Origin of the sequence: Sulfitobacter brevis (genome assembly GCF_900112755.1) — a bacterium.
Lineage (GTDB): Bacteria > Pseudomonadota > Alphaproteobacteria > Rhodobacterales > Rhodobacteraceae > Sulfitobacter > Sulfitobacter brevis.
On record NZ_FOMW01000002.1, the window covers coordinates 245568 to 266857 of the forward strand.

A 21290-nucleotide genomic window follows, 5' to 3' on the forward strand; every position below is an offset into this window, starting at 1 on the left:
ATCGCAGCTTTCAGGCGCAGCGCATCGTCACGACAACATCGGTATAGATCACACCGCTGATGCGACGGGTTACATCGTCCTCGCGCGACAAGAGCGTGAAGCCTTGCGGGCAGATCTCGCGCGCTCGTGTCACCACCGCCGCGTGGGATACAGGCGTCACGCCAAGCGCATTGCTGCGGGTAATCTTGAACTGCTGCACCGTGCCGCCGTTGGCCGATTGCCCTAGCAAGACTGGCGCACGCGGGCTGGTGGCAATGAGCGGGCCGGTGCCAGATGCATCACAGCCTGCCAGAAACAGCGCAGAAATAACAATCAAACGTTTCATTTCGCCCCCTTGGCCAGTTGCTTTTCTTTGGCAATCACATGTTCAGCCAGATCGCGGGCAATCGCAAAGGCGCCCTTGATCCTATCGGTTTCAGTCTTCCAATCGCGCCGCACGACGATCTTGTTGTCCTTGACCTTGGCGAGCCCGCGCTGGTCTTGGATAAAGGCCACCAACCCTTCGGGCGAAGCGAACTTGTCCTTGTGGAACTGGATGGTAGCGCCCTTCGGCCCGCCATCAAGTTTGGCAATACCGGCGCGTTTACACATCGCCTTTATCCGCACCACCAACATCAGTGTATTGACCTCGCGCGGCAGCTTGCCGAAGCGGTCGATCAACTCGGCGGCAAAGCCCTCCAGCTCCACTTTGGTGGTCAGCCCGCTGAGGCGGCGATACAGACCAAGACGCACATCAAGGTCAGGCACAAATGTTTCGGGGATCAAGACAGGCACGCCCAGATTGATCTGTGGTGCCCATTGGTCGTCTGCCTCGGACAGACCTTCCAGCTCGCCCGTGCGGATCTTGGCAATCGCCTCCTCCAGCATGGATTGATAAAGCTCGAACCCCACATCGCGCATCTGGCCGGATTGCTCTTCGCCCAGCAGATTGCCCGCGCCGCGAATGTCCAAATCCTGCGAAGCCAGCGTAAAGCCCGCCCCCAAGGTATCAAGGCTGCCCAGCACCCGCAGACGTTTCTGCGCCGTATCGGTCAGCTTGGCACGAGGTTTGGTCGTCAAATACGCGTAAGCACGGGTTTTGGAGCGACCGACGCGCCCCCTGATCTGGTAAAGCTGTGCAAGGCCGAACATATCGGCACGGTGGATGATCATTGTGTTGGCGGTCGGAATATCAAGGCCGGATTCAACAATGGTCGTCGCCAACAGAATGTCGAACTTGCCGTCGTAGAACGCGTTCATCCGGTCATCGAGCTCGCCCGCCGCCATCTGGCCATGGGCAATGACATAGCTAAGCTCGGGCAGTTGTTCTTTCAGGAATGCTTCGATTTCCGGCAGATCGGTAATCCGTGGCACTACATAGAAAGACTGCCCGCCACGGTAATGCTCGCGCAACAGCGCTTCGCGCAGGGTCACCGCATCAAACTCGCTGACATAGGTGCGGATCGCCAGACGGTCGACTGGCGGGGTACCGATAATCGACAGGTCACGCACGCCGGTAAGCGACAGTTGCAGCGTGCGCGGGATCGGCGTTGCAGTCAGCGTCAGCACGTGAATATCGGTGCGCAGAGATTTGAGCCGTTCCTTGTGGGTCACGCCGAAATGCTGCTCTTCGTCGATGATCAGCAGGCCGAGGTCCTTAAACCTGATGCCTTTGGCCAGCAAGGCGTGAGTGCCGATTACAATATCGCAGGTGCCATCTGCCATTGCGTCCCGGGTCAGCGCGGCATCACGGGTCGAGACAAAGCGGCTAAGCGCGCGCACTTGCACCGGAAAACCCCGGAAACGTTCCGAAAAGCTTTTGAAATGTTGCCGCGCCAGCAAGGTCGTCGGAGCGATTACCGCCACCTGCACGCCTGACATCGCCGCAACAAACGCCGCGCGCATCGCCACCTCGGTCTTGCCAAACCCGACATCGCCGCAAATCAAACGGTCCATCGGCTGGCCCGAGGTGAGGTCCGCCATCACATCTTCAATAGCGCGGAGCTGGTCGTCGGTCTCGGTGTATGGGAAGCGCGCCGAAAAGGAGTCCCATGCCCCCATTGGCGGCTCAAGCACCGGCGCGCGCCGCAGGGCGCGTTCGGCAGCGATGCGGATGAGCTTGTCCGCCATCTCGCGGATTCGTTCCTTGAGCTTGGCCTTCTTGGACTGCCACGCCCCGCCGCCGAGCTTGTCGAGCAAGCCTTCCTCATGGCCATAGCGGCTCAGCAGTTCGATATTCTCGACCGGCATATAGAGCTTGGCGTTCTCCGCGTACTCCAGCAGCAGGCATTCATGCGCAGCACCAGCGGCTGTGATCACCTCCATGCCCGTGTAACGGCCGACACCGTGATCGACGTGCACGATAAGATCGCCGGGGCTAAGACCCTGCGCTTCGGTCAGGAAATTCGCCGCCCGCCGCTTGCGTTTTGGCGCGCGGATCAACCGGTCGCCCAGCACGTCTTGCTCGGAAATCACGGTGAGGACCGACCCGTCTTTGCCAGAGGCGCTAGTACCGGCCCACGGCCCTTCAAAGCCATGCTCCAGCGCCCAGACTGCCAAATGGAGCCCGCGTTTGCCGATGCGGGTGGCATTGGGCACAGGGATCGCTTCCGCCAATCCTTCGTCTTCGATAAGTCCGGTCAGGCGTTCGCGGGCGCCTTCGGAATAGCTGGCGATCAACACCGGACCAAGCTCAAGCTTTGCTTTAATATGGGTCGCCAAGGCACCGAAAAGGCTAATAGATTCCTGCTGACGTTCGGGCGCGAAATTGCGACCGATACGACCGCCTGCGTCCAACACACCCGGGCCCGTTGCCTGTGGCAATGGCACAAACCGGATGGTCCGGTGATCGGCGGTGACCTCTTCCCAAGCGGCATCCGTCAGGTACAATCCTTCGGGCGGCGCAGGTTTGTACACACTGTCCATGCGCGAGCGGTTGCTCATCGCCAGACGGCGGGTTTCATACTGGTCGGCGATACTGTCCCAACGTGCCAATCGGGTCGGCGTGGACTGATCGTCTAGCGTGATTGTTGCACCGGGAAGATAGTGAAACAGCGTTTCCAACTCGTCGTGAAAGAACGGCAGCCAATGTTCGGCGCCTTGGTGTTTGCGCCCCGCGCTGATCGCCTCATAGAGCGGATCATCGGTGCCCGCCGCGCCAAACTCGATGCGGTAGTTCTGGCGAAAACGGGTAACAGCGGCCTCATCAAGGATCACTTCGCTCACCGGTGCCAGTTCAACCAGATCAAGCTTTTCGGTGGTGCGCTGGGTGGCGGGATCAAAACGCCGCGCCCCGTCCAGCACGTCACCAAAAAGATCAAGTCGCACTGGCCCCAGATCACCGGGCGGATAGATGTCGATGATGCCCCCGCGCACCGCATAATCGCCGGGCTCCATCACCGTAGGGCTTTGCACAAACCCCATCCGCACCAGAAAGTGCCGCAATGCGTTTTCATCAACCCGCGAGCCGACCCGCGCGCTCCACGCTGCGTCACGCAAAACCGCACGCGCTGGCACGCGCTGGGTGGCTGCGTTCAACGTGGTCAGCAGGATAAACCGTTCGGGCATGCCATGGGCAAGAGCAGCAAGCGTCGCCATGCGCTGCGCCGAGATATCGGCATTGGGCGACACGCGGTCATAAGGCAGACAGTCCCAACCGGGGAAGGTCATCACCGGCATGTCGGGGGCGAAAAACCGTAACGCAGCCTGCATCGCGGCCATGCGTTTATCATCACGCGCGATGTGCATCACCGGCACGGCGCGTTTGTCTATTTCGCGCAGGATCGCCTGTGCGTCAAAGCCTTCGGGGACGCCGGACAGCGTGATCTTGTTCTGTTCTGCCATGGCGTCTCAATTGGTGCTGCCGCAGGCGGTGTCAACCACCAAGCGGTCCCAAGGTCATGTTCTGATACATTCCCCAAAGCGCTGTCACAAAAATCGCGACCATGCCAATGATCTGGGTATAAAGACGGTGCCGCATCAGCCGCTTTTGCAAACGCTCGCCCGCGGCATCTTCTTGCTGGATCAACCGCGCGGTCGACAGGCTAAGAAGCGCAATCAGCGACAGCGGGAACGCCAGCAGCAAAACCGCCTGCGCAAATTCCAGCCGGTAGATGAAACCCAGCAGTGTCAGTGTCGTCAGACCAAAGCAGGTAAAGCCCAGCAACCACAGCCCCGAAACCTGCGAGATATAAAGCAGCCGGTTCACATTGATCCGCACCATATCTTCGAGGTCGATCTGGGCCTGTTCGCCAAACCGCCGCGCCCGCACCACCATATCAAACGGCACGCCCAGCACCCAATGGCTGGTGGAGGACCAAATGACCGCAAGCATGATCCAGAACCACAAGTTCGAGAACGAGCGCATGTCGATAAGTTCAAAAAGGGTTTGATACCAGTCCAAGGTCTGCTCTCGTGGGGGTCTAAGTTCGGGTTTCATATCTGGGCTTCAGACAAATTCCTACCCTTGAGACGTGCTAAAATACGTGGCAAGCCTTTCAGACTGAAACTGAGGTAATTTTGATGCAGCCGATCCACGCACCCTTCCCGTCCACGCGTTTGCGCCGGACCCGTGCCACCCCCGCCTTGCGGGCCTTGGTGCGCGAGAACAGCCTGTCGGCGGGTGACCTGATCTGGCCGATCTTTGTGCGCAAGGGTGAAGGCATCGAAGAGGCGATTCCCTCCATGCCGGGGGTGACGCGCCGCTCGGTCGATAAGGTGGCGGATGCCGCGCGCATGGCTGCTGATCTGGGCATCGGGGCGATCTGCGTCTTTCCCTATACGGGGCCCGAAGACCGGACCGAGGATTGCGCCGGCGCATGGGACGCAGGCAACCCCGCCAACCGCGCCATTGCCGCGATCCGCCAAGCGGTGCCCGACATGGCAATCATGAGCGATGTGGCGCTGGACACCTATAACATCAACGGCCACGACGGCTTCGTCGAAAATGGCGAGATCGTCAATGACCGCACCGTAGAGGCGCTGGTCAAGATGGCGCTGTCGCAGGCCGGTGCCGGTGCCGATATCATCGGACCATCCGATATGATGGACGGACGCATCGGCGCGATCCGTGCGGCGTTGGAGGGGGCGGGCCACAGCAATGTGACGATCCTGAGCTATGCCGCGAAATATGCCTCGGCTTTTTATGGCCCGTTCCGCGATGCCGTCGGTGCCTCCGGCGCGCTGACCGGCGATAAGAAGACATACCAGATGGATCCGGCCAATTCGGATGAGGCGCTGCGTCTGGTGGCGCGCGATCTCTCGGAGGGTGCGGATATGGTCATGGTCAAACCCGGCCTGCCCTATCTCGATATCTGCCGCCGTGTGAAAGATACCTTCGGCGCGCCAACCTTTGCCTATCAGGTCTCGGGTGAGTACGCGATGATCAAGGCCGCCGCACAAAACGGCTGGATCGACGAAGAGCGGGTAATGATAGAAAGTCTCATGGCCTTTAAACGCGCAGGTTGTGACGGGGTACTAACCTATTTTGCGCCCGAAGCCGCGAGATTGCTCAAAGGCTAGTCGCGCCGCAGGATATCGTAACAGATGCAACCCGAAGCTGCAGGTAGCACCGCTAAAGGCGACAATCTGCCCAAAGCGGGCCAAAGCGCATGACATTCTGCTGAATTATGCGTAAACTCGCCGCTAAGCCGGACAAACCGGCATCAGGCAACCAATACAGGCAGATCAAATGAGCAATCCGAATATTTCGCGACGCGTCTTTACCATGGGCGCCTTGGCAGGCGTTGGTGTGACAGCGGCATGCGGCAACGGCCTCGGCGGGCGTGGCTCCCACATCATTGATGCACGCGTCGATGCTACCCTCTCCGAGATGTACGCCACCTACCCTAATACCGTTCAACTCGCCTCCAAGGCCAATGGCGTTCTCGTCATGCCGCTGGTCACCGAGGCCGGTTTGGGCTTGGGCGGCGCTTACGGGCGCGGTGCGCTGCAAGTGAACAATGTAACGGTCGACTATTACTCGGTCGTTAAGGGCTCCGGCGGGCTCCAGATCGGGGCGCAGCAATATGCACATGTGCTGTTTTTCATGACCGAGCAGGCGCTGGGCGATTTTCGACGCTCCCCCGGTTGGGCCGCAGGTGCCGATCTTGAGTATGTGATCTCGGACAAGGGCGATAGCGTCAACGCCGATACCACCACAGCACTCGCGCCGGTATTGGCAGCGGTCTTTGGCCGTGCCGGCCTGCGGCTCGGGGCAACGCTGGAAGGTACGAAATACACCCGCATTATCCCCTAAAGCAATGCATTAGGATTTTGGTGCAAGTCTTTGAAGAATAAACAAAAACGGCCCCAATTATAGGGCCGTTTTTACATCCCGCATCAGCCCGCGGCGCGCAGTCGCTTGATCAGGCTCGACGTATCCCAACGGGCACCACCCATCTTTTGGACGTCCTTATAGAACTGGTCTACCAGCGCCGTGACCGGCAGGCTGGCGCCGGTCTCGTCAGCCGTCTCCAGACAAATCCCCAAGTCTTTGCGCATCCAGTCCACCGCAAAGCCATGCTCGAATTTATCATCCAACATGGTCTCATAGCGGTTGGCCATCTGCCATGATCCGGCGGCACCTTGGCTGATCACCTCGACTACGGCACGCCCGTCAAGGCCAGCCTTTTCGGCAAAGTGCAGCGCTTCTGAAAGCCCCTGCACCAAGCCGGCAATCGCGATCTGGTTGCACATCTTGGTCATCTGGCCTGCACCACTGTCGCCGATCCGGCGGCAAATCTTGCTATAGACCTCCATCACCGGCAGCGCGCGATCAAAGGCAGCCTGATCGCCGCCACACATGATCGACAACTGGCCGTTTTCCGCCCCCGCCTGACCGCCCGAAATCGGCGCATCGATAAAGCTGACGCCAGCCGCTTCGGCTGCGGCAGACATCTCGCGCGTGACGGCCGCCGATACGGTGGTATGATCCACCAGAACCGCGCCGCGTGACATGCCAGCAAAAGCCCCGTCATCACCCACACAAACCGAGCGCAGATCGTCATCATTCCCGACACAAGACATCACGAAATCAGCACCTTGCGCCGCTTCGCGCGGGGTTTTGGCCGCACTGCCACTGTGCGTGTCAGCCCAGTCCTGCGCCTTGGAAGCGGTGCGGTTATAAACCGTGACCTCATGCCCTGCTTTTTGCAGGTGTCCGGCCATCGGTGCGCCCATTACGCCCAGCCCCAAAAATGCGAGTTTCGCCATCTGCTTTTCCTTACCATCCAGTTGCGCTATTGCCTTGGTGTAACACCTACCACCTCACGCGCCTTGGTCAATTGGCGCGCCCGAACCGGAGCGGTACATGGCCCTGATCTTTCGCTGGCTGGTGCGTTTGGCCGCATTGCTGATTTTCCTCACGGTTCTGGGCGTCGGTATGGCCTATTGGCTCGCCTCGCGGTCCCTGCCCGACTACGACGATGAGGTTACGGTGCGCGGGCTGACCGCCCCCGTCGAAATCGTGCGCGACAATGCGAATGTGCCGCATATCTTTGGTAAAACCGATGCCGACGTCTTTCATGCGCTGGGGTTTGCCCACGCACAGGACCGGATGTGGCAGATGATCCTGTTGCGCCGGACTGCCCAAGGCCGCTTGAGCGAAGTTTTCGGCACTGCCACGCTGAACATCGATAAGCTGCTACGACGGTTTGATATCTATACGCTTTCGGTTCGCTCCGTGGAGGCTCTGGACGCCGAGACCCGCGCGGCGTTGGAAGCATACTCCGCCGGGGTCAACGCGCGGCTCGACCAGATCAACTCCGAAGCGCTGGGTCGTGGTGCGCCTGAAATGTGGCTGTTTAACGCGCCGATGGCACCATGGAGCCCTGCGGACTCGCTCGCCATCGTCAAACTAATGGGGCTGCAACTCTCCGGCCATCTGGAGGCGGAAGTGATCCGCGCACGCACCTCGCTGGCGCTGGCCGATCCGGACCGGCTGAAAGACATTCTCCCCGATGTGCCGGGCGCGGGCATCGCGGCCCTGCCCGAGTACGCAGCACTTGTGCCAGATGCACCGAAATTCGCCAAAAACATCCCGCTTGATCCGCATCCGCTGTCGCCATTCAAACATCTGGCCTTTGCTGGTGCTTCTAACGCTTGGGCCGCTGATCCCTCCCGCTCGGCTTCGGGCGGCACCTTGTTGGCCAACGATCCACACCTTGGCTTTTCGGCCCCCGCGATCTGGTATCTGGCGCGGCTGGAGCTACAAAGTGGCGGCGTGATCGGCGGCACCATTCCGGGCATTCCCGTGGTGCTGACCGGGCGCAGTGCCGATCTCGGCTGGGGTTTGACCTCGGCTTACGTCGATGATCAGGACGTTTATATCGAAGCGCTGAATCCCGATAACAGCAACGAATACCGCACCCCTGACGGGTTTCGCAAGTTCCGCACGCGCTCGTCGATCATCAACGTCAAGGACGCCGATCCTGTCACCGTCACCCTGCGCTGGACCGAAAACGGGCCGGTCATGCCAGGCAACCACTATAATCTGGCGAGCATCACGCCGTCTGGCCACGTAGCCAGTGTGAATTGGACCGTGCTAAGTGATCGCGACACCTCAATCCAGGCGGCGATGGCGCTGATGCACGCCAAAACCGTAGAAGAAGGCATTGCCGCGACCGAAAGCTATATCGCGCCAGCGCAGAACCTGACCCTGTCGGACCATAAAAACATCGCGATGAAGACCATCGGCGCGCTGCCACGGCGCGACGCCAACCATCAAAGCAAGGGCCGCATGCCGACGCGGGGCTGGGAAAAGGCAAATCGTTGGGACGGCATGATGCCCTATACGGCCAATCCCGAATTTATCGCGCCATCTGGCGGTATCTTGGGCAACACCAACAATAAAACCGTTGATCGCCCGTTTCCCAACCATGTCTCCTATCTTTGGGGCGACACCCAGCGCATTCAGCGTTGGCAGCGGCTGATGCAGAACCGGCAGGTCCATACCCGCGACAGCTTCATCGAGGCGCAGCTTGATACGATCAGCTTTACCGCACGCTCGCTGCTGCCGCTGATGGGGGCCGAGCTGTGGTTCACCGGAGAGGCCGCGCCAGACAAAACCCCCGAACGCCAGCGTCAACGCGCGCTGACGCTGTTGGCAGGCTGGTCGGGCGAGATGAACGAGCACATGCCCGAACCGCTGATCTATGCGGCATGGCTACGCGCCTTGCAGGCACGGATGATCCAAGACGACCTTGGCCCGCTGGCCGACGAATTCAGCCATGTCGAGCCATTGTTTATCGAACGGGCGTTCCGCAACATCGATGGTGCGGCGGCTTGGTGCGATGTCCTTCAATCCGCGCCGATTGAAACCTGCCCCGATATGGCGCGATTGGCGCTGGATGATGCGCTGCTGTGGATCAACGAGACTTGGGGTACGCAACTGGAATCGCTGCGTTGGGGCGATGCCCACCAAGCCACCCACGACCATCAGGTCTTGGGCGAGGTCCCCGTGCTGCGTTACTTCGTGAACATCCGCCAATCGACCTCGGGCGGCGATAATACTTTGATGCGCGGGCGCACCAAGGGCACCGAGCCCAACCCGTTTTATAATGTCCACGGTGCGGGCTATCGCGGCGTCTATGATTTCGCCGATCCAGATTCGTCAGTCTTTGTCACCTCAACGGGACAATCAGGGCATTTCCTGTCGCGCCATTACGATGACATGGCACAGCTTTGGCGGCGCGGTGAGTATATCCCGATGTCGCTGGATCAAGAGCTTGCTCGCGCCGCTGCCGTTGGCGTGACGACCCTGCGTCCGGCGCAATAAGATGAACCGCGTCATTTTGTTTAACAAACCCTTCGGCGTGCTGTCACAGTTCACCGATAAAGGCTCAGAGGGTTCGACCCGCCCAACCCTGTCAGGCTACATCGATGAGAAGGGCTTTTACCCCGCCGGACGGCTCGATCGCGACAGCGAAGGTCTGTTGGTGCTGACCGATCACGGCCCGCTTCAGGCCCGCATCGCCCATCCGAAATACAAGCGGCCCAAGACCTATCTGATACAGGTCGAAGGCACCCCTGACCTGCAGGCGCTTGAGGCGTTGCGTCGTGGTGTAACCCTCAAAGACGGGCTTACCGCCCCCGCCGAGATCACCCAAATCGATGCGCCTGAAGGGTTGTGGGAGCGCGACCCGCCCGTGCGGTTTCGCAAATCGGTGCCAGATGCATGGCTGCAGATCACTATCCGCGAAGGCCGCAACCGTCAGGTGCGCCGGATGACCGCCCATGTCGGGCTGCCGACGCTCCGGTTGATCCGCCGCAGCATCGGCGACTGGGAATTGGCGGGCCTTAAACCCGGCACTTGGCGCTGGTCGACAGAAAGCGGCGCCTAGGCCAGCAGCCGCGCGATCCAGACTCCGCCCGTGGCCGACACAGCTGTCAGGCAAATGCCCCATGTCAGATCGGTCGCCACCATCTGCGCGGTCCAGTCCTTCATCACGGCAAGCGAGGTAAACTCGTAAGTGCCATACCCCAGCGCCCCGATCAGCGCGGCATTGCCCAGCACCCAGATCAGGCTTTTATCTTGGGTGATCGCGGGCCATGACACGAACCACAACAGAACAGCCACGTAAAACGCATAAAACAGAAACGCGGGCAGCAGGCGGAATTGATCCAGCAGCAACGAGCCGATGGATTTTTCAAACACCGGCTTGATCAGCGTGCTGAGCCCGATGAAATCGAGGCCGAGAAACAGCACAAAGGTCGCAAGATATAGGACGATTAAGGTCATCGGCAGGCTCCGGTTTCGGGGGTCTGCGCTATGATATGTCCCGCGCCGGCAAGATTGCGACTTTTGAGGCCACAGTTAAAGCGCCGCCGCGGTTTAAAGGCGCTGAAATTGCGCTTCCTGTTCGGCAGACCAGCGCACCGTCAGGGCAAAACCATCCTCGGTCTGGGTCTCTTTTTGCACGACGTCCTGCGCAAACAGCCACGCCCGCTTTTTGCCCTCGGAGAACGCCAGCGTCAGATCGGCTTCGCGCACCGCCCCTTGCAGAGCTTCGGCCACCACATGCTGCAAGGCGTCCAGCCCTTCGCCGCTGATCGCCGAAATTGCCAGCACGTTATCGTCCCGCGCCGCACGGGCGCGTACCGCTTCAGCACGGTCGTCGGGCAGCAAATCAAGCTTGTTCCAGACCTCGAAAGTGCGGATGTCTTTCGGCACACCGAGGGAGGCGAGAATTTCGCGCACGTCCTGCGCCTGTTCTTCGCTCTGCGCGTGCGAAATATCGCGCACGTGGCAGATGATATCGGCGGCCAGCACTTCTTCAAGCGTGGCGCGGAAGGCCGCGACCAACTCGGTTGGCAGATCGGAGATGAAACCAACCGTGTCGCTGAGGATAATTTCCGGCCCGTCTTTCAGCTCAAGGCTGCGCATCGTCGGGTCGAGCGTGGCAAAGAGCATGTCTTTGACCATCACATCAGCGCCCGTTAAGCGATTAAATAGCGTGGATTTTCCAGCGTTGGTATAGCCAACCAATGCGACAATCGGATAGGACACTTTGGCCCGCGCCGCGCGGTGCAGCGCACGGGTTTTCACCACTTTGTCCAACTGGCGGCGCAGGCGCACAAGCTGGTCGTCAATGGCGCGTCTGTCTGCTTCGATCTGGGTTTCACCCGGACCACCAACAAAGCCCAAACCGCCCCGCTGACGCTCAAGGTGGGTCCATGCCCGCACCAGACGGGTGCGTTGATAGCTCAGCGCAGCCATCTCGACTTGCAGCACGCCCTCGCGGGTCGCGGCACGGTCGGAGAAAATTTCCAGAATAAGGCCGGTCCGGTCAAGAAGTTTGACCCCCCATTCCTTTTCAAGGTTACGCTGCTGCACAGGGCTGACGGGACCGTCTACCAGCACCAAATCAATCTCGCCTTCCTCGAAGGCGTCGTGAAAATCTTTGATCTTGCCCTTGCCGAACAGCATTCCGGCATTCACCGTGCGCAGCGGCACCACATCGGCACCGATCACTTCAAGATGCGGCAGGGCATGGGCCAAGGCGACAGCCTCGGCCAAGGCCGAGGTCGGCTCGCGCCGCTCGTTATTGTTTTTGATGTCAGGATGCAGCACCCACGCGCGTGTCACGCGGGGTCCGTCGGTGTTGTCGACCTGAAAGGCTACTTTGCTCAAGAGGCGTCTTCGCCCTCGTAAAGCGAGATCGGCTGGCTCGGCATGATGGTCGAAATCGCATGCTTGTACACAAGCTGGGATTGACCATCACGGCGCAGCAGAACGCAGAAGTTATCAAACCAGGTGATCACACCCTGCAGTTTGACCCCGTTGATCAAAAAGATCGTAACGGGGACTTTGGTCTTGCGAACGTGATTGAGGAATGCGTCCTGAAGGTTCTGTCTGTCAGATGCCATAGTTTGATCTCGCTTCTTGTTCTTGCTGGCATCCGCGGACCGGACCCCCCTATGGACAAGGAGTATGTCTTGACGCGGGGTGACATTCCACCCCCAAAACAACGGCCTGCAACGATTGGGGGATATGGCGTATCGTGGAAGCAACAGAGCGTTTATGTCTTGTGCAACCTTGCCAGAGTTATGCGCGCCACAGATCAGGGGTCAACAGCGCAATAATCGCCAAAGTCTCAAGCCGCCCCAAGACCATAGCTCCGCACAGGATCGCCTTGGCACCGAGGCTCATCTCGATCAGCCGGATCGGGGCGTCGGCGGCGTATTCCATCAACGGTCCGGTGGTCGACAGGGTCGCAACAGCCATGACTATCGCGCTCTCAAAGCTGGCACCCGACAGGGTCAGCAGCAGGGTGACAGCCGTGAGCGACAGAGCAAACAACATGAAGAATATCCACGCAATAAAAGCGCCGTTGCTTTGCAAACGGCGCCCCGAGGTGCCGGCCCCACTGACCGAATGGGGATGCACCAGACGTTCCATCTCGCGCACACCGTTGCGATAGAGCGCAAAGACCCGCAGCAGCTTGACGCCCCCCGCCGTGGTCGCCACACCGCCGCCAATCAGCGCCAGCCCCATCAGGATCAACCCCGGTGTGGCGAGCCCCGACCAGCTTTGCGCCTCGCTCCAATGCTCGGACACAAATCCGGTGGTGGTGAGGAAAGACATTACCGTGAAGATCGCCCCCCAAGCCGCATAGGCCGCCTGCCCCAGATATTCCATCGAGGCGACGTCATAGGCCCCGATCCAGTGCCGCGCAAAGAGCACAAGCGGCACGCCGATCACAATGAACAGACCAATGCGGAATTCAGGGTCAGTGCGCAGCCCGCCCTGGGTCGCGGTAATGGTGTCTTTTGAAAAGGTCAGGCGCGACAGGGCGAAGAGCATAAAGAGCAGCATTACCACCTCGCCGCTCACCCCGAGGGTGGAGACCTCAAGCCCGCCGATGGGCGAAATGCCCGAGGTCGCCAGCACCGACATCGACAGACACAGCGCCACCAAGGGCGTCTCGCCGCCCGCCAGCAGCAACAGCCACAACAGCAGCGTCAGACCGGCATAGATCGGCACGAGGGTACGAGTGACGCGGATAAGGCGTTTGCGCGGATCAATCGGCGCCATGCGGATGCCGCTGCCCGGACCGCGCCGCCCCGGTTCGGCCTGCGATGTAACCTCGAAACCGCCAAGGTGCAGCGGTGCTAGGATTGCGGAGGCCGAAATCCACATCATCAGCCCGCCCATCCATCCGACCTGCGCCCGCCACAGATGCAGCGTATCGCTGAGCCGTGAAGAATCGCGGAACATGGTCGCGCCAGTGGTGGTAATGGCGCTGACCATCTCGAAGTAGGCGTGGATGAATTTGGTGGTCGGCAGCGCTTCGACAAAGGGAATGGCCAGCATCACCGGCAGGAAGACAAAGGCCGAGAACAGCGACATTAACGGCCCCAGTGCCCCGTGGCGCGGACGGCGGCCATTGTGGGCCACGGCGATCATCACGAAGGACACTACACCCAGCAATCCGGCATAGAAAAATGCCCGCGAGCCATCCAGATCGCGCACGGTCAGCCCGTAAACCGCCGGCACGATCATCGAGGCAGAGGCCACCCCGAAAAGTAGCAGAAAAAGTGGCAATTCCAGCAGGTTAGCACGGATGTGGCTTTTGCGGCGCATGGCCTTCGGCATCCCTTTCTAGAAAAAGTCGATTGAAACCTGCATCAGCTGCTCGACCTTTGGCACGTCTTCGGCCAGTGCGAACAGCGCGATCACATCGCCTTCGTCAATGCGGGTATTGCCCATCGGGCGCAGCACCTGCTCGCCCTTGCGGATCATGCCGATCAGCACACCTTCGGGGAAGTCGATCTCGGATACTTTCTTGCCCGCAATCGGTGAGGTCGACATCACCTCGGCCTCGATCACTTCGGCTTCGGCATCGCCGATAGAATAGACTGCGCGGACGCGGCCATGTCGGATGTGGCGCAGGATCGAGCTCACGGTGGTGGCCCGCGGGTTGATATAAGCGTCGATCCCCAGCGGCGTCATCAACGGCACCAGTGTAGGGTCGTTGATCAGCGCGATCACGTAAGGACAGCCTTCGGCCTTAGCGCGCACGCAGGCCAGCATATTGGTTTTATCGTCATCGGTCACGGCCAGCATCACGTCGGCGCGGCTGATACCCGCCTCGGCCAAAAGCGCGGCGTCCAAACCGTCGCCGTTCAGCACGATGGTCCGTTCCAGCGCTGTGGCCGCACGTTCGGCGCAGCGGCGGTTTTTCTCGATGATCTTGGTGCGCACCCGCGTCATACCGCTCTCAAGATGCTGCGCCACGGTCAGCCCGACATTGCCACCGCCAACCAGAACCACACGCTCCAGCTTGGTCGCCTTTTTGCCGAAAATCTCCATGGTGCGGGGGATGTCGTCGCGGTGGGCAAAGACATAGCAATCGTCGCCGACAAAAAGCTGGTCTTTCGGCTCGGGCGAAAACAGCGTGCCGTCACGGCGTACGCCAACGACAACGGCGCGCAGGGTCGAAAACAGATCGGTCAACTGGCGCAGCGGCGTATTGACCACCGGACAGTCGCTGTCGATGGTGATGCCCAAAAGGTGCGCGCGCCCTTCCATGAAAACTTCGGTATCAAAGGCAGCTGGCGCGGAAAGTCGTTGCAGCGCTGCGGCGGCGACCTCTTTCTCAGGGCTGATCACCACGTCGATCGGCATGTGGTCGCGGCGGTAAAGGTCGGAATAGATCGCATCAAGGTAGGACTGGCTGCGCAGGCGGGCGATCTTGCGGTTGATGCCAAAAACCGAATGGGCAACCTGACAGGTCACCATATTGACCTCGTCGGAATGGGTGGCGGCGATGATCATTTCCGCGTCGCGCGCACCTGCGCGCTCAAGCACATCGGGATAGCTCGCAAATCCGGCAATGCCCTGCACATCAAGCGTATCGGTCGCGCGGCGCACCAGATCGGGATCGCTATCCACCACGGTCACATCGTTCCGTTCGCCGCTGAGGTGGCGGGCGATCTGCCACCCGACCTGCCCTGCGCCGCAAATGATCACTTTCATCAAGCCATCCTTCAGCCGTGGTACCGCAAGCCCGTAGAACGCCTCCGGTCTTCGGTCGGTTAGAGGCCATGACAGAGGCCGTGGCAAGGGTCAATTCAATTGTCAGCCGCGCGAATCTGCGGCATATTGGCGGCTATGAAACACCTCATCCTCCCCTGTCTGCTGGTACTGTCGGCCTGTGCGCCGATGACCACCTATTACAAGCCCGGTGCAACCGTGAGCGCGCTGGGACGTGCGACGACGGAGTGTCAGGTCAAGGCATTGAAAGACGTGCCTACCTCGGTGCAGGTGCGGCGGTTGCCGCCGGAATATGTGCCGCCCCGGCGGATTTGCAATGCGGCGGGACAGTGCCGCGTGCTGCGCGGGCATTACATTCCGGGCGAGGTGATTTCCTTTGATCCCAATGACGGGCTGCGGCGCCGTGTCGAGGGGCAGTGTATGGCGGATCGCGGCTATGCGCCGGTGACAATACCGGCCTGCCCCGACGGGGTGGCCCGCGCAGCGCCGCGTGCGGCGACCACGACCTTACCCTCCTTGCGTGAAACATCTTGTGTGATCCGCAACCGCGACGGCTCGTTCCAGATTGTTAATCGCGGATAGCGCTTGGCGCTTTCGCGTTGGACTTCGCGGGCGGGGCGCAGGTGGGGGTTTTCCCCCCCACCTGCGCCCCTTAGGATTTTTGGTCAAAGAGAGGGGGCGCGTGGTTGCTCAGTCGGCTTCAGCATCCTCGTCCATATGGGCGACGCGCACGCCTGCTTTGGCCGAGGTGACCACACCCAGTGATTTGAGTTTGCGGTGCAACGCAGAGCGTTCCATGCCGACGAAATTGGCGGTGCGGGAGATATTGCCGCCAAAACGGTTGATCTGGGTCAGCAGGTATTCACGCTCGAACGCTTCGCGGGCTTCGCGCAGCGGCAGCATCGCCAGTGCGCCCGAAAGCACAACGCGGCCGTCATCATCGCCGCTCTCTTCCTCGCCGGGCAATTCACGGGCCTCGATGGGGCCGGTACCGTCGCCAAGGATCAATACCCGTTCGACCAGATTTTTAAGCTGCCGCACGTTGCCGGGCCAGATCATTGTCTGCATCAACGCCACGGCATCTTCGGTGAACATCCGCAGCGGCAGGCCTTGGGATTTATTGAACTGGGTTACGTAGTGTTCGGCCAGCAGCGGAATATCTTCGCGCCGCTCTTCAAGCGAGGGGACCGCGATAGGCACCACATTAAGCCGGTGGAACAGTTCCTGCCGGAAGCTGCCCGCCTTGATGGCCGCATCAAGATCGCGGTTGGTGCTGGAAATCACCCGCAGATCGACGCGGACCTTGTCGTTGCCGCCCACGCGGGTGAATTGTTCGTCCACCAACACGCGCAGGATTTTTGATTGGGTGCCGAGCGGCATATCGGCGACCTCGTCAAAATAAATGACGCCGCCATGGGCCTGTTCGAGCAATCCTGGTTCGACGCCGCGCTCGGGCGTTTCACGACCAAAGAGCACTTCTTCCATGCGGTCGGGCTCCACACCGGCGCAATTGACCGTGACAAAGCCAGCCGAGGCGCGGTTGGAATGGGTGTGGATATAGCGTGCGGCAACTTCCTTGCCCGCACCCGCAGGGCCGGTCAGCATGACGCGACCGTTGGATTTGGTTACCTTATCAAGCTGTGCGACCAACGCGCGGAATGAGGCCGAGGCGCCGATCATTTCCGAGGTTGTAACGTCGCGGCGCTTCAGGCTCTGGTTCTCGCGGCGCAGGCGCGAGGTTTCCATCGCACGGCGGATCACCACCAGTAGCTGTTCGATGTTGAAGGGCTTTTCAATAAAGTCATAAGCGCCTTGGCGGATCGCTGCGACGGCGATTTCGATATTACCGTGGCCCGAGATGATCACCACAGGCACATCCGGGTTGTCGCGCTTGACGGTTTTAAGGATGTCGATCCCGTCCATCCGGCTGTCTTTGAGCCAGATATCAAGGATCATCAGCGCCGGCGGTTCCAGATTGATCGCCGCCATCGCATCATCGGAATTGCCCGCCAGCCGCGTGGCAAAACCTTCGTCTTCAAGGATGTCCGAGATCAACTCCCGGATGTCCCGTTCGTCGTCTACAATCAGGATGTCACTCATGCGCTGTCTCCAGTTTGGTCTGTCGGGGGTTGCGGAGACAGTGGCAGGGTGATCACTGCCATCGCTCCGAAATGCGATTGCCCGTCAAAGACGGGCGCGTTGTCGAGGGTCAGGCTGCCGCCGTGTTCCTCGATAATTTTCTTGACGATGGGCAGGCCAAGGCCGGTGCCCTCGCTACGGGTGGTTACATAAGGCTCAAACAGTCGGGCGCGGTCTTCGGGCAGGCCGATGCCGTTATCGGCGATGGAAATACGCGCGTGGTGTTCGGCCACTTCCAGATGAACCTTTATCTGCGGCTCCAGCCCCTCAGGCGCTCCGCTTTGTTTCAGACTTTCAATGGCTTCGCCAGCGTTCTTGATCAGATTTGTCAAAGCTTGCGAAATCATAGTGCCGTCGATCGCGGCAGGCAGCGGGTCTTTCGGGATGTCGAGCGAAATGCGCACCTCGGGCTGTCCGGTTTGCTGCAACAATACCGCATCGCGGAGCAGATGGCGCAGGTCCTGAATCTTGGTTTCCGGCTCCGGCATACGGGCAAATTTCGAGAACTCATCAACGATCCGGCGCAGATCGCCGGTTTGGCGGATGATCACGCCGGTCATCTGTTCCAATGCTTCGGCGTCGGCCCCGACCTTCGAGACAAACTTGCGGCGGATACGTTCAGCGCTAAGCTGGATTGGCGTCAGGGGGTTCTTGATTTCATGGGCAATGCGCCGCGCCACGTCTCCCCAAGCAGCCATGCGTTGGGCACTGACCAGATCGGTCACATCATCAAAAGCCACAACGTAGCCTTCAAGCCGCCCGTCCTCGGCGCGCCGCGTGGCCATGCGCACCAGCAGATTTTCCATCGAACCTTGCCGCGAAACTTTTACCTCGCTTTGCATCACCTCGTTGCTGCCATCCCGCAGCGCTTCAAACAGCGGGCCAAATTCGGGGATGGCGAATGTCAGCGACAGTGATTGTTGATCTTCGGCCCAGTCCAGCAAGCGCATGGCCGAGCGGTTGACGAAGGTAACGCAGCCTTCGGGATCAAGACCGACAACGCCTGAGGTGACCGAACTCAGCACAGAATCGAACAGCCTGCGGCGGCGCTCAATCTGGCGGGTATTGTCGAGCAGGGTTTCGCGCTGGCCCTGCAATTGGCGGGTCATCTGGTTGAAATAGCGACCGAGCATCGCAATCTCATCATCGCCTTCCTCTTCGCGGACCTGCACGGCGAGATCGCCCGCGCCCACCTGCTGTGCGGCCCCCGTCAAACGCCCGACAGGGCCGGACAACCGTTCGGCAAACCACAGCCCCAACCACACCGCCGCAAGAATCAGGATCACGGCGAAAGCCAGATAGACCAAGGCAAATTCAAAGAGCAGCCTGCCGCGATCGGATTCGAGCTGTTGATAGAGCCGCACTGTTTCCTTGGTATCATCGAGCAGCGATAAGATTTCCCCGTCCACGTCACGGCTGACATAGAGATAGCGGTCAACGAAGGATGCCAGCGGCACGAGGGCGCGGAATTCGTTGTTCGGCCAGTCTTCGATCACCAGCAGGTTTTTAGTGCTGGCTTCGGTGATTTGCTCGCGGGTCGGGGCTTCGTAATCAAAAAGGTAAGACCGGTCGCCACGGGCGCGGATCTGCGCGGTGCCGTCGATCAGATAGGCCTCACGTAGGCCGCGCTGGATTTGGCGCTGCCCGTCGGCCAGCAATTCGCTGTCGCTGACGTCAACGCCACGGGCACGCGCGCGGTCAAGCTCCCGCGCCAAGGCCGCAGCGTCGGACATCAGCCCGTCGCGTTGCTCAGATTCGTAAGCCAGTGCAGCGGTCAGCGAATTTTCCACCACCGAGCGTACGCGATCTGAAAACCAGCCCTCAAGCCCGACGTTGACCGTCAATCCCGCGAAAATCGCGACCGTGACGGTCGGGATCAGCGCCATCAGCGCAAATACGCCCGTGAGCCGCAAGTGCAGCCGCGATCCGGCGGATTTTGCGCGTCGTGCAGCGATCAATCGCGCCACTTGGCTGAGCACCAAGGCGGCCAGCAAAAGCACATAAACCAGATCGGCCAGCAGGATCAGACGCAGGCTCAGCGTGCTGCCACCCTGCCCCAACGGCCCCAGCACCAGATAGGTTGCCATAGCCAGGGCCGGGCCAAGCACAACCAGACCCAGCGTGAACAAATTGCGCACGCGTTTGAGGCGCCGAAGACGCCCTAATCGTTCCAAATTGAATCTGCGTGACCGGGTTGCCACCCGCTGCCCCCACCGATGATGTGGTGCATTCCTGCACCAACCGCCCTATTTTGTGGTCCTAATCCTGCACGAAGCAAGATGGCCACGGTTATGTGGCGGTTTTACATCATTTTACGGCCGCGTGTCACCTCAATTTCGAGATCGGTGATCTTCTTGCGCAAAGTATTGCGGTTGATACCGAGAAGGTCGGCGCATTTCGCCTGATTCCCCGCCGTGGCCGAGAGGGCAATCTCAATCATGGGCGCCTCGATCTCTCGCAGAATGCGCCCGTAAAGGCCGGGGGGCGGCAGCATTGAGCCGTGTTGATCGAAGTAGCGCCGTAAGTGCCGCTCCACTGCCGCGCCCAGCCGTTCGGTATTGGCCTGCGCGTGCACAGGCTCGGGGTCGGGCTGGCCGCCCAAGACCTGCTCGGCCTCGACCTGCGAAATCTCGGACGCGCGGCTGGTCAATGCCAGTTGCAACATTGCGTGCTCCAGCTGCCGCACATTGCCGGGCCACGGGTAATTGGCGAAAATCTTTGCCGCTCCTTCGGACAGGCTGCGCGGGGCCGATTGCGACTGTTCGCCACGCCCCAGAAAATGGGTGGCCAACAGTTCGATATCGTCTATCCGGTCGCGCAGGGCGGGCACATGCAAAGTCGCCCCCGACAGACGGTAATACAGGTCGCGGCGCAGGGTGCCTGACTTCATCGCCGCTGCTAAGTCGGATTGGCTGGTTGCCAGAAATCGTGGATTGTGATCGCCGGGAGCGTCCATCATCCGCGCGATACGGGCCTGAAGCTCCAGCGGAATGTCGGCAATCTCGTCAATAAGCAGTGTCCCGCCGCGCACCCGTGCCAATACCCGCGCGGGGCCTTCGATATCGGCCAGATCGGCGCCAGTGGCAGTGACAAACGGCAAGCTGCGTCTGTCGGAGAAATCGTGAATCGCGCGCCCGATCAGGGACTTCCCAGTGCCGCTTTCGCCCCAGATCAGCACGGGTAGATCAGTATTCATTAGCCGCGCCACCACGCGGTAGAGCGCCTGCATCACCGCTGTGCGCCCGACCAGTGGCAGATCATCACGGTCCGGATCGCCCCCGGCTTCAACGGGTTTGCTGCGCGGCGCGGTGGTGCGCCTGTCAAGCGCGCGGGCCGTGCGTTTCATCAGGTCCGGCAGGTCAAAAGGCTTGGGGAGATAGTCGAAGGCTTGTGCCTCGGCAGCCTTGATCGCGGTCATGATGGTATTCTGTGCCGAGATCACGATGACTGGTAAATCGGGTCGATCCATCGCGATTTTCGGCAGCATTTCCAAACCGTTACCGTCGGGCATTGCTACGTCGGTGATCACTGCATCGCCCTTGCCCTCACCGACCCAGCGCATCAGCGTGGTCAGGCTGGAGGTCGCGTGCACCTTGCAGCCTGCACGGGTAAGCGCCTGCGTCAGTACCGTGCGGATCGTACGGTCGTCGTCGGCTACCAGAATGGTACCATCCAT

Annotated in this window: 17 protein-coding genes; 5 read left to right on the forward strand and 12 right to left on the reverse strand. The window is 60.4% G+C overall.

The annotated features are described in order from the left end of the window. Positions 1-10: 10 nt before the first annotated feature. The 3 genes from BM174_RS03710 to BM174_RS03720 are packed head-to-tail and all read right to left on the reverse strand — an operon-like array spanning position 11 to position 4381. Positions 11-325 carry a hypothetical protein gene (locus BM174_RS03710; protein ID WP_093922484.1) on the reverse strand — a complete coding sequence of 105 codons (315 nt, stop codon included), beginning with the start codon at positions 323-325 and terminating at the stop codon, positions 11-13. After that, a complete protein-coding gene (mfd, locus tag BM174_RS03715) occupies positions 322-3822 on the reverse strand; it encodes a transcription-repair coupling factor (RefSeq protein WP_093922485.1) in 3501 nt (1166 codons plus the stop codon). The genes BM174_RS03710 and mfd overlap by 4 nt, the downstream gene beginning before the upstream one ends. A 31-nt stretch (positions 3823-3853) precedes the next feature. Further along, a complete protein-coding gene (locus BM174_RS03720) occupies positions 3854-4381 on the reverse strand; it encodes a component of SufBCD complex (protein ID WP_093922486.1) in 528 nt (175 codons plus the stop codon). Between the two features lie 119 nt (positions 4382-4500). Here BM174_RS03720 and hemB point away from each other — a divergent pair, with 119 nt between their 5' ends. Continuing rightward, complete coding sequence (gene hemB, locus BM174_RS03725; protein WP_093922487.1) at positions 4501-5499, forward strand: porphobilinogen synthase; 999 nt, start codon at positions 4501-4503, stop codon at positions 5497-5499. A gap of 169 nt (positions 5500-5668) precedes the next feature. Further along, complete coding sequence (locus BM174_RS03730) at positions 5669-6235, forward strand: lipid-binding SYLF domain-containing protein (protein ID WP_093922488.1); 567 nt, start codon at positions 5669-5671, stop codon at positions 6233-6235. Between the two features lie 83 nt (positions 6236-6318). Here BM174_RS03730 and BM174_RS03735 read toward each other — a convergent pair whose 3' ends face one another. Next, positions 6319-7212, reverse strand: a complete 894-nt coding sequence (locus BM174_RS03735) for an NAD(P)-dependent oxidoreductase (protein WP_143092418.1) — start codon at positions 7210-7212, stop codon at positions 6319-6321. Positions 7213-7288: 76 nt separating this feature from the next. On the opposite strand from BM174_RS03735, the gene BM174_RS03740 reads away from it, so the two are divergent. After that, positions 7289-9754, forward strand: a complete 2466-nt coding sequence (locus BM174_RS03740) for a penicillin acylase family protein (protein ID WP_093922490.1) — start codon at positions 7289-7291, stop codon at positions 9752-9754. Position 9755: 1 nt separating this feature from the next. Beyond that, the gene (locus BM174_RS03745; RefSeq protein ID WP_093922491.1) at positions 9756-10319 is read left to right on the forward strand and encodes a pseudouridine synthase; all 564 of its coding nucleotides are present in this window, start codon (positions 9756-9758) and stop codon (positions 10317-10319) included. On the opposite strand, the gene BM174_RS03750 is transcribed toward BM174_RS03745, so the two are convergent. From BM174_RS03750 to trkA, 5 genes are all read right to left on the reverse strand, one after another. Further along, entirely contained in the window at positions 10316-10717 is a 402-nt protein-coding gene (locus tag BM174_RS03750; protein ID WP_093922492.1) for a DUF2177 family protein, read from the reverse strand. The two genes, BM174_RS03745 and BM174_RS03750, sit on opposite strands and share 4 nt — an antisense overlap. 93 nt (positions 10718-10810) lie before the next feature. Then, the gene (gene hflX, locus BM174_RS03755) at positions 10811-12109 is read right to left on the reverse strand and encodes a GTPase HflX (protein WP_245766255.1); all 1299 of its coding nucleotides are present in this window, start codon (positions 12107-12109) and stop codon (positions 10811-10813) included. Then, positions 12106-12345 carry an RNA chaperone Hfq gene (gene hfq / locus BM174_RS03760; RefSeq protein ID WP_007119530.1) on the reverse strand — a complete coding sequence of 80 codons (240 nt, stop codon included), beginning with the start codon at positions 12343-12345 and terminating at the stop codon, positions 12106-12108. The genes hflX and hfq overlap by 4 nt, the downstream gene beginning before the upstream one ends. 178 nt (positions 12346-12523) lie before the next feature. Then, on the reverse strand, positions 12524-14062 hold the full coding sequence (locus tag BM174_RS03765; protein WP_093922619.1) for a TrkH family potassium uptake protein: 1539 nt from the start codon (positions 14060-14062) through the stop codon (positions 12524-12526). Between the two features lie 18 nt (positions 14063-14080). Further along, positions 14081-15457 carry a Trk system potassium transporter TrkA gene (trkA, locus tag BM174_RS03770; RefSeq protein WP_093922493.1) on the reverse strand — a complete coding sequence of 459 codons (1377 nt, stop codon included), beginning with the start codon at positions 15455-15457 and terminating at the stop codon, positions 14081-14083. Positions 15458-15592: 135 nt separating this feature from the next. Between trkA and BM174_RS03775 the strand changes: the two genes are divergently transcribed. Beyond that, the gene (locus tag BM174_RS03775) at positions 15593-16057 is read left to right on the forward strand and encodes a hypothetical protein (RefSeq protein ID WP_093922494.1); all 465 of its coding nucleotides are present in this window, start codon (positions 15593-15595) and stop codon (positions 16055-16057) included. A 108-nt stretch (positions 16058-16165) separates the two neighbouring features. Here the strand turns inward: BM174_RS03775 and ntrX are convergent, their stop codons facing one another. From ntrX to BM174_RS03790, 3 genes are all read right to left on the reverse strand, one after another. Further along, positions 16166-17575 carry a nitrogen assimilation response regulator NtrX gene (gene ntrX / locus BM174_RS03780; RefSeq protein ID WP_093922495.1) on the reverse strand — a complete coding sequence of 470 codons (1410 nt, stop codon included), beginning with the start codon at positions 17573-17575 and terminating at the stop codon, positions 16166-16168. Then, complete coding sequence (locus BM174_RS03785) at positions 17572-19701, reverse strand: sensor histidine kinase NtrY-like (RefSeq protein WP_245766256.1); 2130 nt, start codon at positions 19699-19701, stop codon at positions 17572-17574. Before BM174_RS03785 ends, ntrX begins: the two co-directional genes overlap by 4 nt. Positions 19702-19916: 215 nt before the next feature. Next, entirely contained in the window at positions 19917-21290 is a 1374-nt protein-coding gene (locus BM174_RS03790; RefSeq protein ID WP_093922497.1) for a response regulator, read from the reverse strand.

Coding starts and splice junctions, on each gene's coding strand:
- BM174_RS03740 (WP_093922490.1), top strand. CDS start 7,289: ATGGCCCTGATCTTTCGCTGGCTGGTGCGTTTGGCCGCATTGCTGATT.
- BM174_RS03745 (WP_093922491.1), top strand. CDS start 9,756: ATGAACCGCGTCATTTTGTTTAACAAACCCTTCGGCGTGCTGTCACAG.
- trkA (WP_093922493.1), bottom strand. CDS start 15,457: ATGAAAGTGATCATTTGCGGCGCAGGGCAGGTCGGGTGGCAGATCGCC.
- BM174_RS03730 (WP_093922488.1), top strand. CDS start 5,669: ATGAGCAATCCGAATATTTCGCGACGCGTCTTTACCATGGGCGCCTTG.
- BM174_RS03785 (WP_245766256.1), bottom strand. CDS start 19,701: ATGGCAACCTATCTGGTGCTGGGGCCGTTGGGGCAGGGTGGCAGCACG.
- BM174_RS03765 (WP_093922619.1), bottom strand. CDS start 14,062: ATGCGCCGCAAAAGCCACATCCGTGCTAACCTGCTGGAATTGCCACTT.
- BM174_RS03790 (WP_093922497.1), bottom strand. CDS start 21,290: ATGGATGGTACCATTCTGGTAGCCGACGACGACCGTACGATCCGCACG.
- BM174_RS03710 (WP_093922484.1), bottom strand. CDS start 325: ATGAAACGTTTGATTGTTATTTCTGCGCTGTTTCTGGCAGGCTGTGAT.
- mfd (WP_093922485.1), bottom strand. CDS start 3,822: ATGGCAGAACAGAACAAGATCACGCTGTCCGGCGTCCCCGAAGGCTTT.
- hemB (WP_093922487.1), top strand. CDS start 4,501: ATGCAGCCGATCCACGCACCCTTCCCGTCCACGCGTTTGCGCCGGACC.
- ntrX (WP_093922495.1), bottom strand. CDS start 17,575: ATGAGTGACATCCTGATTGTAGACGACGAACGGGACATCCGGGAGTTG.
- BM174_RS03775 (WP_093922494.1), top strand. CDS start 15,593: ATGAAACACCTCATCCTCCCCTGTCTGCTGGTACTGTCGGCCTGTGCG.
- BM174_RS03750 (WP_093922492.1), bottom strand. CDS start 10,717: ATGACCTTAATCGTCCTATATCTTGCGACCTTTGTGCTGTTTCTCGGC.
- hfq (WP_007119530.1), bottom strand. CDS start 12,345: ATGGCATCTGACAGACAGAACCTTCAGGACGCATTCCTCAATCACGTT.